Origin of the sequence: Reinekea thalattae (assembly GCF_008041945.1) — a bacterium.
Lineage (GTDB): Bacteria > Pseudomonadota > Gammaproteobacteria > Pseudomonadales > Natronospirillaceae > Reinekea > Reinekea thalattae.
This window is the reverse complement of the sequence record NZ_VKAD01000001.1, coordinates 680,612-693,151: the sequence shown is the minus strand read 5'-3', so window position 1 is coordinate 693,151 and position 12,540 is coordinate 680,612. Positions and strand designations below refer to the sequence as shown.

The window sequence follows — 12,540 nt, the reverse complement described above, 5'->3', positions numbered from 1 at the left end:
AGGAGTCAGGATAATGCTCGTTACCTTTTTAATCGTATTTCTCGCCTTTGCTTTAATCATTGCAATGATGGCCGTGGGTGTCATGTTTGGGCAAAAACCTATTGCTGGCTCTTGTGGCGGCATGGCTGCCGTTGGCATGGAAGCTGAGTGTGATGTTTGCGGTGGTGATAAGTCTAAATGTGAAAAAGAAAGCAAAGCTGTTAACAGCACTGTAGAGGCTTACGACGCAGGAAAATAGCTCTCAATATCGATAGTTTCTCCTTATAGAGAGGAGACATATAGTTTCTGAAAGAGGCACATGGTTTCCTGAAAGCATAGTTTTCTACATAAAGCGCTTTTCAATAAATAATAATTAAGGAAGAGGGTCGTCAATGATAGAACATCAATATGATTTGGTCGTTATCGGTTCAGGTCCTGCTGGCGAAAGTGCCGCGATGAATGCTACGAAGTCTGGTTTGAGCGTCGCAGTTATTGACTTCCGCAAGGCGGTTGGCGGCAATTGCACTCATCAGGGCACTATTCCATCGAAGGCGCTTAGGCATGCAGTGCATCAGATTATGCAATTTAACCGCAATCCTATGTTTCGCTATGTTGCCGATCAAACCTGGCTCTCCTTTCCTCAAGTCTTAGAAACAGCAGAGCGCGTCATTCAAAAACAGGTGTCTATGCGGGCTCGTTTTTATGCTCGCAATCGAGTTGATCTATTTCATGCTCAAGCGGCTTTTAAAGACAAACATACGTTAGAGCTGACCTATCAAGATAAGAAGGTCGAAACCATAAAGGCAAAAAACTTTGTTATTGCCACGGGTTCTCGCCCATATCAGCCACCAGAGATCGATTTTAATCATCCGCGAATTTTTGATAGCGATTCTATTCTTTCTTTAGATAGTACGCCGAAAAACATCGTCATCTACGGTGCCGGTGTTATTGGCTGTGAATACGCATCAATCTTCAATGGCTTAGGGTTAAAGGTTGACCTGATTAATCCAGGTGAGCGTTTATTGGCCTTTATGGATGATGAAATTTCCGATGCCTTGAGTTATCACCTACGTAGCCACGGTGTTTTGATTCGCCATAATGAAGCCTTTAAATCGATAGAAGGCTTTGATGACCACGTTGTTTTAACGTTGCAATCAGGCAAAAAAATTAAGTGCGACAGCTTCCTATGGGCCAATGGCCGAACAGGCAATACCGACAGTTTAAATTTGGCTGCAATTGACCTTAAGGCAAATCGTCGAGGTCAATTAGAAGTTGATGAGCATTATTGTACCCAACAAGAGAATATCTATGCCGCTGGTGATGTTATTGGTTGGCCAAGTCTTGCCAGTGCAGCCTATGACCAAGGTCGCTCCATATCTGGTGTGATCAGTGATAACGGTACCTATCGTCATGTTAATGACATTCCAACGGGTATCTATACGATTCCAGAGATTTCATCGATTGGTAAAACCGAGCGTGAACTCACCGCAGAAAAGGTTCCGTACGAAGTCGGTAAGGCCTATTTCAAAGACACTGCTCGCGCTCAAATTACCGGCGAGGAAGCAGGTGTTCTTAAATTACTTTTCCATCGTGAAACGACAGAACTGTTAGGGATTCATTGTTTTGGTGATCAGGCAGCAGAAATTTTACACATTGGGCAGGCGATTATGTCGCAACCAAGCGAGAGTGGTGGCAACTCCATTCGATACTTTTTAGAGCATACGTTTAATTACCCAACGATGGCTGAGGCTTATCGAGTGGCTGCCTTAAACGGTATTAATCGGCTCTTTTAATGGCGTTGCTGATAATTGCGTTATCGGCTCTGATTGTTATTGATATCGATGGACTCTAATCGATTTTAAGAACGGCTCGTCTTCGAGTCGGTTATCGGATCGAACTTGCCGGTTACGTTCTTTTGGCGGCGCAGGTGAGGGCGCAATAAAGCTCGGCAAGGTCTGTTTATCCTGCTGTAAAAATAATATCGGCAATGAGGCGTTCATCGCTTTGCGCTGACCATTTTCAAACAGTAGATTAGCGCGCAATACCGGAGCTTGCTTTTGCACTCGAGCTAACTTTTCTGACTCTGGCAAACTCGCAAGCTTCGCTAATTGCATTTTAATATGAGCCGCTTCGGTATTTAGCTGCAATAGCATGTCGTATGCCTCTTGCTTGCTAACGCGCGTGATAGAGCGGCCACTGGTGTACCAGTTAAAGCTTATTTTAATCGGCACTTGATCTATGATCGGGATTTGCCGCCACATCTGTTTCAGGTGTAATCGCTCTATACCTTGGCTGCTTAACGACTCATGTAGCTGCCGGTTTCTCTTACCTAATTTCTGCTGTATTTCTTTCCAGCCACTCAAGTCCTGTTGTTTTATTTCGTTGATTAGTTGGCGTAAATCGGTTTTTAGCTGATTAATCTCAACGGCTTTTTGCAGTTGGTTTTCAGTGGCGGCAACTAAACCCGGATAGATGCGAGTGGTGCGGCCATCTTGGTCACCCTGATACCAGAGGTCTAAAAAAGCCTGCGCTAAAGGAGCTGTTGTATTGAGGTGGGCAACATCTAATAACCAGTAGATTTCGTGTTGCTGGATATCATCAGCTAACTCAGAAAGCTGCTTTTGTAACTGTTCGAATATCTCGATAATAGCCATTTTTATACCGTTATCTATGTTGCGATCTATGAGTCTAGCGGATGCTGTTAAAAAAAGGAAGGGCAGTGGTTTCAGTCGAAAAACTCGATTTGGCTGGCTCGTTAAGTTCACTGCTAAATTTGATTTAGTTGTGAGTTATTGTCTTGCGAGTTTATAAGTGTTGATAAATAGAGAGTAAGAAAAAAGCACTGCCAATATTTAGGTCAGTGCTTGTATGAAGATGCTTATCTTTAGATAGCGCAGTGTTAGATGCTTAGCCTGTCGCTACTTTTACTTTTGTATTTTAAGTTTAAGTTCGTAACGAGTATTTTCATCCGTAACGAACGTCATTTAATTAACGGTTATTAAATTAATAGTAACGCTTGGCAATAAGCTGCTCTAGCGTCTGCTGATCTTTAATGAAATTACGGATGCCTTCGGCGAGTTTTTCGGTTGCCATAGCGTCTGCGTTGAGCGCTAGCCTAAAGTCATCTTCGCTGATTACATCTGGCTTTTCTGAGACCTTGCCGTTATCAAATAGCTGTTGCTCTAACGGCTGGTCATTGTTTTTCAATGCATCCAGTAATGCCGGCGCAATAGTTAGGCGATCACATCCTGCTAAAGCTTGGATCTCACCAATGTTCCTGAAGCTGGCACCCATGACAATGGTTTTGTAGCCGTGCTGCTTGTAGTAGTTGAAAATGCTTTTTACGCTGACAACGCCAGGGTCTGTTTCGCTGCTGTAATTCTCGCCAGTGGCGTTTTTATACCAATCTAAAATACGACCAACAAACGGCGAAATTAGCGTCGCGTTAACGTCTGCACAGGCTTGCGCTTGCACCATGCTAAACAATAACGTTAGGTTGCACTTAATGCCTTCTGCTTCTAACTGTTTTGCAGCTTGGATACCTTCCCATGTGCTGGCAATTTTGATCAGAACTCGCTCTTTTGCAAAGCCTTTTTGTTCGTACAGTGAAATCAGTTTACGTGCTTTTTCAATTGTTTTTTCAGTGTTGAAAGAGAGCCGAGCGTCTACTTCGGTTGAGACATAACCAGAAACGGTATTGAGGATTTCTTCGCCAATTTCCACACCAATATGATCGATGAAATCTGCTTGCGTTAAGTTTTGCTGTGCAAGTCGATCGAGTTTTGCATCGAATTGACCGCTCTCAATGGCTTTAAGCACGAGCGATGGATTTGTGGTTGCGTCTTGAGGTTGAAATTGATTGATTGAATCAATATCACCGGTGTCGGCAACAATAGTTGTCATTTTTTCGAGTTGCGCTAGTTGGTTCATCTGTTGTTTCCATTTGTCAGGGTTCTAAATTGCGTTTGGCAATTTAGAATAAAAAATCTGTTGTGTTGATTAGCTTTAAAGCCGAGCAAAATAAGTCGGTATCGGCATTTTCTTTAGTCATGTTTTCGCTCAGTAGGCGGCGATATTTTTTTGAGCCAGGCAAGCCAGAATATAGGCCTAACATATGACGAACTAAATATTTTAGTGGCACGCCCTGTTGGGTTCTTTGTTGTACCCAATCAATGAGCGCGGCATTTAGGCTGTTAGCTTCTGTAAAGCGACAGTCCTGTTGGTAGTAAGTCGGGTCAACCGCTAATAGCATTAACGGGTTCTGGTAGGCTTCACGGCCAAGCATGACTCCGTCGATACCCTGATCCATCAATGATAGAGCCAGTTGATGATCTTTGATACCACCATTAATTATGAGGTTGAGCTGTGGGAAGTCGGCTTTTAAGCGCAATACACGGTCATAATCCAGTGGCGGAATATCACGATTTTCCTTCGGGCTTAAGCCTTGCAAAATAGCCTTTCGAGCATGAACGATAAAGGTATCACAACCAGATTCGGCAACTTCGCCGACAAAGTCTCGTAAAAATTCATAGCTGTCAAAATCATCAATACCAATGCGATGTTTAAGCGTTACTGGAATCGAAACACGATCGAGCATCGCTTTCATGCAATCTTTAACCAGAGTGGCATGTGCCATCAATATTGCGCCAATCATGCCATTTTGTACCCGATCACTTGGGCAGCCGGCATTCAGGTTAATTTCTTGATAACCGTAAGACTCACCAATGCTGGCGCAATCGCTAAGCTGTTTATAGTCTGAGCCGCCAAGCTGTAAGGCGAGTGGGTGTTCCATGCTTTCATGTTTTAAAAAGCGTTCAGCGCCAGCGTGCAGAATGGCTCCGGTGGTCACCATTTCGGTATAGAGCAGAGCGCGTTGACTGAGTATGCGATGAAACTGTCGGCATTCGCTGGTTGTCCAATCCATCATTGGAGCAACAGAAAATTTATGAGGGTAATCTGACATCTTGGTACTGGTTTTTTTTAAGCGGACGGTATTGTAGCAGGCAACGAGAGCTGTTGTATTGCGCTTTAGTCTCCATAGTGTTTCGTTTTGCTATCCATATTCGCCTTAGCTTCAACGTTTAAACAGTTTGCTAAGCTTACTGGCAAGCATGATATCGCCTTCTGCACGTAATTTTCCGCTCATAAAAGCTTGCATGCCATTGAGTTCCCCAGAAATGAGCTCATTAAAGGTATCTAAGTCCATAAATAGAGTGATGCTAGGGTCCGGATGCGCGCCTTTAGCGGTTTTGCATTGGCCGTTATTGATGACGAGATGATAAATCTGATCATCAATTTCAAACTGAAAGTTATGGTTAAAGTCGATCGCCGCGGATGGATTAAAGCGCGATTCGATTTTATCAAAGACCTGTTCGATGGCATTCATTGCTTAGCTCACTCAGTATGGTGTCAATATTGGCGGTGTTTCGCTGGCGTGCATTGTAGAGCCCTGTTATAAAGAAATTCAAATGTTCATTGTCATATGAGCAAGCCATTTTAAATTACCAGATAATCATGCGAGGAATCTAATGCTCTGGTCCGACTATTTATTATTTTTATTAAAGTCTGTCACGGTTTTAATTGTTGTTGCTATTTTAATCAGCCTGTTTGCTAAGGCTTCGAAATCGGGTGGTGCAGGCAAGGGTAAGCTCGAGGTGACAAATCTCAATAAGGCGTTTGAAGCCATTAAGTCACGAATGCAGCAGCAAATATTAGGCAAGGCAGAACTGAAGCAGTTATCGAAAGAAAAGAAAGCAGAGCAGAAGCAATTACAGAAAAAGCTCAAGCAAGGCGAACAGCGACCTCGGAGCTTCTTTATTAAATTTAAAGGCGATATTCAGGCCTCGCAAGTCAGTGCATTACGCCAAGAAGTGACCGCCTTATTGACCATCGCAAAGCCGGGTGACGAGGTGATTGTAGCCATTGAAAGCCCCGGTGGTGCCGTATCTGGCTATGGTCTCGCCGCGACGCAATTGCAGCGTATTAAGGATGCAGGGTTAACACTGACTGCCTGTGTCGATAAAGTCGCTGCCAGTGGCGGTTATATGATGGCCTGTGTCGCGGATAAAATTATTGCCGCTCCCTTTGCTATTGTTGGCTCTATTGGCGTTATTTCTCAGATACCGAATATTCATCGCATGCTGAAGCGCTTTGATGTCGATGTTGATGTGATTACCGCTGGTAAACACAAGGCACCAATGACGTTGTTAGGTGAAAATACTGATGAAGGACGTAAAAAATATGAGCAGGATTTAACGGCTATTCATGCGCGTTTTAAATCATTGGTGAAATTGCATCGTGATCAATTGGATTTAGAACAGGTCTCAGAAGGTGATTTTTGGCTTGCTGAAGATGCTCTTGAGCACAAGCTTGTCGATGAGATTGGTAGCAGCGATGCTTATTTGCAACGTGTCAGTGAGAGCAATGATGTTTACCGTGTACAGTGGTTGGCGCATAAAACCATGGAAGAACGTATTCGCGGTGCCAGCACAGCGCTATTCCATTCTGTGGAACAGTTTTTGGGTAAGCGACCTTTGCCATAGTCTTTATGCCATAGTCTTTACCGATGTCGGTGTAAGCATCTATTGAGTGAATAAAAAATAAAAAAAGAGCGAGTTGCTAAGGCAAATCGCTCTTTTTGTTTGAATGTCTTTTTATATCTGGGTGTCTTGTTGCTGCTCTCTTGTGTCGCTAAATCTTTATATCAGTAAATCTAAAGGCGCAGCTATTGAATACGGGTTACGTCAACATAGAGTGTAAGCCGATCACCGGGCTGTAAATACTGATTCGAGGAAATCTGGTTCCATTTTTGAATATCGCTGACGCGCACGCTGAATTTATCTGCAATGCGATAGAGCGAATCGCCACGGCGAACAACATAGCCGACTTTACGTACAACTTGGCGGCTATCTAGTGCGCTGGCTGAGCTGCTTGAGTCTGACCATATTACTAATTGTTGGCCAACTTTTAAGACATCTTTCGGAGCCATGTTGTTCCATTTGGCAACCGATGCAGTGCTAACACCAAACTTTCTCGAAATGCTCCAGAAGCTATCACCAGATTGGACCGTGTAATCGATACGCTGTTTACTTGAGCCTGCCAAGGCATTCTGTTTGATCTTTAAGCGGTTTTCCGCCGACATGGAATAGTAGTTGTCGTTTTTACTGGCCACTGGAATCAGAAGGGTGTGTCCGGCACGAATAAGGTTGCCATTAATATTGTTGACGTCCTTAAGCACATCCACGGTGACTTCATGTTGGTGTGCGATGGACAATAATGAATCGCCAGATTCAATGGTGTAGCGTTTCCATGTTAATCGTTGGTTGGCAGGTAATTCGGCGATGCGTTGATTGAATAGGTCAGCTCGGTCTTTAAATACTAACAATTTGTGTGGGCCTTGAGGCGCCGTTGCCCAGCGATTGTAGCTTGGGTTAAGAATGTAAAGATCGCTAAGGTTCATGTCTGCCAGCGTCGCAGCTTGGGCTAGATCAATTTGACCGCCAGTGTCGACTTCTGCAAAGAAAGGTTCGTTGGCAACTTTTGGTAGGGTGATGCCGTATTTTTCTGGTTCGCTGAATAGTTTGGCTAAGGCAATTAACTTAGGAACATAGGCTTCTGTTTCTTTAGGAAGGTCTAAATGCCAGAAGTCAGTCGGCTTGCCGGCAGCGCGATTGCGGCGTTGAGCTCTTAATACAGTGCCTGGACCTGAGTTATAGGAGGCGAGAGCTAAAAGCCAGTCGCCCTTGAACATGCGGTTTAGGTCTTCTAGGTAATTCAATGCCGCATCTGTTGAAGCAACAACGTCTCTGCGGCCATCGTACCACCAGTCCTGCTGTAGGCCGTACATTCTGCCGGTGCTAGCAATAAACTGCCACATGCCTGAAGCACTGCCGTGGGAATAAGCAAATGGATCGAAGGCGCTTTCAACAATCGGTAGCAGTGCTAATTCGAGTGGCATATCACGAGCTTCGATTTCGGTAACGATGTGATACATGTAACGCGATGCGCGATCGCTGACTCGGTTAAGGTAGCTTTGGTGTCTTGCATACCAACGAAGCTGAGCATCAACGCGACTGTCTTCAATTGTTAGGTCGAACGTAAAGCCTTCTCTAAGAACCTGATAAAGATCGTCTGGTATTGGGCGGCTTAAATCGAGAGGCTTGCCCCAGACAGGTAGCGTGTCGGTTGCTTTGTTGTAAGTTTTTTCAGAGGTCGCGGTAATAATTTGCTGCGCTAGCGCCTCATGATTAGGATCTTGTTTCTTATCTCGGCTAAGCGAAGAAAACGCAGTAGACCATTTGCTGGGAGAAAAAACGCCTGCCGATGTATTGGAGGACGTGGTGCTACAACCGGCTAAAAAGAGGCTGCCAGCAACAAGGAAAATAGATTTTTTAATAAAAGTCATGGTCTCGCACTGCGAATAATTTGTAGGTATTTTCTAGATCATAGATAATTCTATTTTCCAGAGACAGTTCTAGCAAGTCACAGCTTATACGATCTAATGAATTTATTCATGCCGAGAGGTTCGATTTGGTACAACGACTGAAACAAAAGTTTAAACAGGTGTACAAGAAAGGGCCTAATGACAGTCGTGCACAAGAGGCTAGCTTGTCTTATTGGTATCGTACGCCTTTAGGTGAAAAGCTAATTGAGCAGGAAAAAGTCATTGTTGCTCGTGCTATTTCGGGTCGCTTTGCCGCCACCATTGCTCAGCTTGACAGCGGCTATCATGAGGCGTTGTTTGAAAAGCGCCTGTTCGGCTCTGGCATTCTGGTTTCTCAGCTAGAGAATAGAGCGTTATGTCCGGTGGTTTGCGCCAGTGCAGAGGCTTTACCGTTCGAGCCAGAAAGTATCGACATGGTGTTGTTGCACCACACACTGGATGTCTGTGAAAACCCTTACAAAGCCGTTCGTGAAGCATCGATTGCCTTAAAGCCGGGTGGCTTGATGATTGTGGTTGGTTTTAACCCTTACAGTAGTTGGGGCTTGCGTTCGCTTTTTTCTGCCGCTCGCAGTAATAACAGTATTTGGTGCTCACGATTTATTCGCAGTAGCCGTGTAGAAGATTGGATGCAAGTGCTCGACTTTGAATTAGAGCGTCACGAAAAGCATGTCTTTACATTACCGATGGTGGCACCCAATTGGTTGAATCGGTTTAATGGCTTAAAAAAATGGCTGACAAAGCTATGTCCATTTTTTGGTGCGGTTTATGTATTGGTCGGTTATAAGCAGGTTTTGGGTAAGCTTCCCCCTGAGCTGCGAAGAAATTCAAAAAGAAGCGTTTTAGAAACCACGCTGGGTGTCAGTTCGTCAAAGAGGGAGTCTTCTAGTGAGTGAAAAAGCAGTAACGATATACACCGACGGTGGTTGTCGCGGTAATCCTGGCCTTGGTGGTTGGGGTACAGTCTTAATTTGGGCTGGGCGCGAAAAGAAACTTTATGGCGCTGAAGCTGACACAACCAATAACCGTATGGAGTTAACTGCTGCCATTGAAGGTTTAAAAGCGTTGAAAAAGCCAGTCAGTGTCGAGCTCTATACGGATTCAAAATATGTTCAGCAAGGCATTACTAAGTGGATCGAAGGCTGGAAGAAAAACGGTTGGAAGACAGCCGCACGCAAGCCAGTAAAAAATCAGGATTTATGGCAGCAGCTCGATCAAATGATGTCTCAGCATAAGGTGACTTGGCGCTGGGTAAAGGGGCACGCGGGCGACAAATATAATGAAGTTGCCGATCAACTTGCCAACCAAGCGATGGATGAATTTAAGGGGTAAAAATAAACTCGCATGAGATTAGTTATTTTAGATACCGAGACAACGGGTTTAAATCCCAAAAAAGGCGATCGTATTGTTGAGGTCGGCTGTGTTGAAATGGTGGAGCGTAAATTAACTGGGCGCCATTATCATGAATACATAAACCCTGAACGCGATATCCCTGCCGAGGTAGTGGCCGTTCATGGTATCGACAACGAACGAGTTAAAGATTGCCCTAAGTTTCGTGATATTGCTGTTGGTTTGTGGCAATGGCTCGAAGGTGCCGATCTAGTTATTCATAACGCCGCTTTCGATATGGGCTTTTTAAACGCTGAATTTGAGCGTTTTGCAAAAGAGCAGGGCCAGACTTTTGTGCCACTGGAATCAGCTTGTGGCGTTATCGATACATTAAAAATTGCACGCGATAAGCATCCTGGCTCTAAGGTGTCGCTGGATGCATTGTGTAAGCGTTATGGCATCGATAATTCGCATCGAACCTTACACGGCGCATTACTGGATTCTGAGATTCTGGCGGATGTTTATCTGTTCCTAACCGGTGGCCAGACAGATTTGATGCTCGGTGAATCTGAAACGAACGCTAATGAAACGGCGGCGATTGACCTTTCTGTGCTCGACACTCAAGGGCAGAAGCCTCTTGTTCAGGTTCAGCCAAGTGCTGAAGAGTTGGCGGCACATAAAGAATTTTTAGCAATGATCAGCGCTAAAGCCGATAAAGAAGTCAGCTGGTAAAGGCAACTAATAAAGACAACTAATAAAGACAACTAAATAAACACGATCTTCACTATAATAATTGCTCAAATAAAAAAAGCCGCATTAAGCGGCTTTTTTTGTAGCTGCTAACCTAAGTTAGCCTAATCAATGTCGGTTGTGGCTAGTGAATTGAGCGTCGAATAACGCCAACATAAAGGCCTTCAATGGCAAAGTCTTCTTCAGCTAGATTGACCACAATAGGCTCAAAATCTTCGTTTTCTGGGTAGAGCGTAACAATGCTGCCTTTTTTCTCGTAGCGCTTTACCGTGACATCGTCACCGACACGAGCCACTACAATATCACCGTTACGCACGGATGTAGTTTTGTGAACGGCAATAAGGTCATCCTCTAAAATACCAATATCTTTCATACTTAAGCCCTGAACTTGCAGCATGAAATCGGCATTTGGCTGAAACAGGCTACGAGGAAGGTCAACGTATTCTGCAATTTGTTCTTCAGCCAGTACTGGCGAACCTGCGGCAACACGACCAATGACAGGAATACCAGATTCTGACTCTGGCAGCCGAATGCCACGGCTTGCGCCTTGTACAATTTCAATGTGTTGCTTTCTTGCCAGTGCCTTGATGTGTTCTTCTGCTGCATTTGCCGATTTAAAGCCAAGCTCTTTTGCTATTTCGGCGCGGGTTGGTGGGTAGCCGGTTTTTTCAATGTGATCTTTGATGACATCTAAAACCTGTTGCTGCCTCGCGGTGAGCTTTTCCATAATCTTAAGCCTGTTAAAATGTCCAGTCATAGGATTATATACAGTATGTGCCAGCTGTAAAGATATACAGCAGTTAAAGTCGCGTCGAGCTAAAGTGCGGATAATTGATGCCATAAAAAAGGCCGACAATGTCGGCCTTTTATTTACAACAGTTATCTGTAGCAGAGTCGCTTGGTTAGCGTTTAGCTAGGCTGTCTTTGATTTTATCGCGCATCGATTTCATCAGCGACTCGGTCGTTTCCCATGAAATACAAGCATCCGTAACTGACTGACCGTAGGTTAGCTCTTTTAGATCACTCGGTATGCTTTGGTTACCGGCGACGATGTTGCTTTCAATCATCAAGCCAACAATCGAGGTGTTACCTTCGGTGATTTGGTTGGCAACGTTATCGGCAACAAGAGGCTGTAAGTTGTGATCTTTATTCGAGTTGGCGTGTGAACAGTCAACCATGATGTTTGGCAAAATCTTGGCTTTGTTTAGCTGTTCTTCACATAACGAAATCGAAACCGAATCGTAGTTAGGCTTGCCGCCGCCGCCACGTAGAACAACATGACCATATTGGTTGCCCTTGGTCGAGATAATAGAAACTTGGCCTTGCGTGTTGATGCCTAAAAAGTTGTGCGGCGACGAGACACTTTGTAGCGCATTAATGGCGACATCTAAGCTGCCATCGGTACCGTTTTTAAAGCCAACAGCAGAGGAAAGGCCGCTGGCCATTTCACGGTGAGTCTGACTTTCTGTTGTACGTGCACCAATTGCAGACCAGCTGATGAGGTCTTGAATGTACTGTGGCGAAATAGGGTCTAGCGCTTCTGTTGCGGTTGGTAAGCCGATTTCGGCAATATCCATTAGCAGCTTACGACCAATTTGAATGCCGTCGGCAATTTTGAACGAGTCATCCATGTAAGGGTCGTTAATTAAGCCTTTCCAGCCTGTCGTGGTACGAGGCTTTTCAAAATAAACCCGCATCACCAATAGTAGGGTGTCGCTGACTTCGTCGCTGAGCTTTTTCAATCGGCGAGCATAATCCAAGGCCGCTTCTGGGTCATGGATAGAGCAAGGGCCAATGACAACCATAAGTCGATTGTCTTTGCGGTCTAAAATATCACGTACTGCTTTACGGCCTTCGGTGATGGTTTTATTGGCGGCTTCCGAAACGGGAATCTGTTTTTTTATATCTGATGGGGTGATCAGAACTTCTTGGTTTTCGATGTTTAAATTCTCTGTGCTGAACATGCTGCGTTCACTATCAAGCTGTGGATGTGACGCCATACTATCCTAGGTAATAATATCTGTACATGCTGTAAACTTAAG

At 44.5% G+C, this 12,540-nt stretch carries 13 protein-coding genes; 6 read left to right on the top strand and 7 right to left on the bottom strand.

What is annotated here, in order from left to right; translation table 11 throughout:
- The first annotated feature begins 13 nt into the window (after positions 1–13).
- Together nqrM and sthA are read left to right on the top strand one after the other, a co-directional pair.
- Positions 14–238 (top strand): (Na+)-NQR maturation NqrM, encoded by a 225-nt coding sequence (gene nqrM, locus FME95_RS03205; protein WP_147712986.1) that lies wholly within the window; start codon positions 14–16, stop codon positions 236–238.
- 133 nt (positions 239–371) lie between these two features.
- Entirely contained in the window at positions 372–1,772 is a 1,401-nt protein-coding gene (gene sthA / locus FME95_RS03200; RefSeq protein WP_147712985.1) for a Si-specific NAD(P)(+) transhydrogenase, read from the top strand.
- Positions 1,773–1,808: 36 nt separating this feature from the next.
- Here the strand turns inward: sthA and FME95_RS03190 are convergent, their stop codons facing one another.
- The 4 genes from FME95_RS03190 to FME95_RS03175 all read right to left on the bottom strand — a co-directional run bounded on the left by FME95_RS03190 (position 1,809) and on the right by FME95_RS03175 (position 5,365).
- Complete coding sequence (locus FME95_RS03190; RefSeq protein ID WP_147712984.1) at positions 1,809–2,633, bottom strand: DNA replication terminus site-binding protein; 825 nt, start codon at positions 2,631–2,633, stop codon at positions 1,809–1,811.
- Positions 2,634–2,982: 349 nt separating this feature from the next.
- Positions 2,983–3,909: a transaldolase gene (gene tal, locus FME95_RS03185; RefSeq protein WP_147712983.1), complete on the bottom strand. Its 927-nt coding sequence runs from the start codon at positions 3,907–3,909 to the stop codon at positions 2,983–2,985.
- Positions 3,910–3,952: 43 nt separating this feature from the next.
- A complete protein-coding gene (dusA, locus tag FME95_RS03180; protein WP_147712982.1) occupies positions 3,953–4,942 on the bottom strand; it encodes a tRNA dihydrouridine(20/20a) synthase DusA in 990 nt (329 codons plus the stop codon).
- A gap of 111 nt (positions 4,943–5,053) precedes the next feature.
- Positions 5,054–5,365: an SCP2 sterol-binding domain-containing protein gene (locus tag FME95_RS03175; RefSeq protein WP_147712981.1), complete on the bottom strand. Its 312-nt coding sequence runs from the start codon at positions 5,363–5,365 to the stop codon at positions 5,054–5,056.
- Between the two features lie 142 nt (positions 5,366–5,507).
- Here FME95_RS03175 and sohB point away from each other — a divergent pair, with 142 nt between their 5' ends.
- On the top strand, positions 5,508–6,521 hold the full coding sequence (sohB, locus tag FME95_RS03170; RefSeq protein WP_147712980.1) for a protease SohB: 1,014 nt from the start codon (positions 5,508–5,510) through the stop codon (positions 6,519–6,521).
- 182 nt (positions 6,522–6,703) lie between these two features.
- On the opposite strand, the gene FME95_RS03165 is transcribed toward sohB, so the two are convergent.
- Positions 6,704–8,383, bottom strand: a complete 1,680-nt coding sequence (locus FME95_RS03165; protein ID WP_147712979.1) for a lytic transglycosylase — start codon at positions 8,381–8,383, stop codon at positions 6,704–6,706.
- Between the two features lie 203 nt (positions 8,384–8,586).
- On the opposite strand from FME95_RS03165, the gene FME95_RS03160 reads away from it, so the two are divergent.
- Genes FME95_RS03160 through dnaQ form a run of 3 tightly spaced genes read left to right on the top strand, consistent with a single transcriptional unit; the run spans position 8,587 to position 10,480 of the window.
- The gene (locus FME95_RS03160) at positions 8,587–9,315 is read left to right on the top strand and encodes a class I SAM-dependent methyltransferase (protein WP_187265426.1); all 729 of its coding nucleotides are present in this window, start codon (positions 8,587–8,589) and stop codon (positions 9,313–9,315) included.
- A complete protein-coding gene (gene rnhA, locus FME95_RS03155; protein ID WP_147712977.1) occupies positions 9,308–9,751 on the top strand; it encodes a ribonuclease HI in 444 nt (147 codons plus the stop codon). The genes FME95_RS03160 and rnhA overlap by 8 nt, the downstream gene beginning before the upstream one ends.
- 12 nt (positions 9,752–9,763) lie before the next feature.
- On the top strand, positions 9,764–10,480 hold the full coding sequence (gene dnaQ, locus FME95_RS03150; protein WP_147712976.1) for a DNA polymerase III subunit epsilon: 717 nt from the start codon (positions 9,764–9,766) through the stop codon (positions 10,478–10,480).
- A gap of 142 nt (positions 10,481–10,622) precedes the next feature.
- Here the strand turns inward: dnaQ and lexA are convergent, their stop codons facing one another.
- Together lexA and FME95_RS03140 are read right to left on the bottom strand one after the other, a co-directional pair.
- Positions 10,623–11,225 carry a transcriptional repressor LexA gene (gene lexA / locus FME95_RS03145; RefSeq protein ID WP_147712975.1) on the bottom strand — a complete coding sequence of 201 codons (603 nt, stop codon included), beginning with the start codon at positions 11,223–11,225 and terminating at the stop codon, positions 10,623–10,625.
- Between the two features lie 175 nt (positions 11,226–11,400).
- Positions 11,401–12,498 (bottom strand): 3-deoxy-7-phosphoheptulonate synthase, encoded by a 1,098-nt coding sequence (locus FME95_RS03140; protein WP_281289362.1) that lies wholly within the window; start codon positions 12,496–12,498, stop codon positions 11,401–11,403.
- Positions 12,499–12,540: the final 42 nt, after the last annotated feature.

Coding starts and splice junctions, on each gene's coding strand:
- sthA (WP_147712985.1), top strand. CDS start 372: ATGATAGAACATCAATATGATTTGGTCGTTATCGGTTCAGGTCCTGCT.
- dusA (WP_147712982.1), bottom strand. CDS start 4,942: ATGTCAGATTACCCTCATAAATTTTCTGTTGCTCCAATGATGGATTGG.
- tal (WP_147712983.1), bottom strand. CDS start 3,909: ATGAACCAACTAGCGCAACTCGAAAAAATGACAACTATTGTTGCCGAC.
- FME95_RS03175 (WP_147712981.1), bottom strand. CDS start 5,365: ATGAATGCCATCGAACAGGTCTTTGATAAAATCGAATCGCGCTTTAAT.
- lexA (WP_147712975.1), bottom strand. CDS start 11,225: ATGGAAAAGCTCACCGCGAGGCAGCAACAGGTTTTAGATGTCATCAAA.
- nqrM (WP_147712986.1), top strand. CDS start 14: ATGCTCGTTACCTTTTTAATCGTATTTCTCGCCTTTGCTTTAATCATT.
- sohB (WP_147712980.1), top strand. CDS start 5,508: ATGCTCTGGTCCGACTATTTATTATTTTTATTAAAGTCTGTCACGGTT.
- FME95_RS03190 (WP_147712984.1), bottom strand. CDS start 2,633: ATGGCTATTATCGAGATATTCGAACAGTTACAAAAGCAGCTTTCTGAG.
- FME95_RS03165 (WP_147712979.1), bottom strand. CDS start 8,383: ATGACTTTTATTAAAAAATCTATTTTCCTTGTTGCTGGCAGCCTCTTT.
- dnaQ (WP_147712976.1), top strand. CDS start 9,764: ATGAGATTAGTTATTTTAGATACCGAGACAACGGGTTTAAATCCCAAA.
- FME95_RS03140 (WP_281289362.1), bottom strand. CDS start 12,498: ATGGCGTCACATCCACAGCTTGATAGTGAACGCAGCATGTTCAGCACA.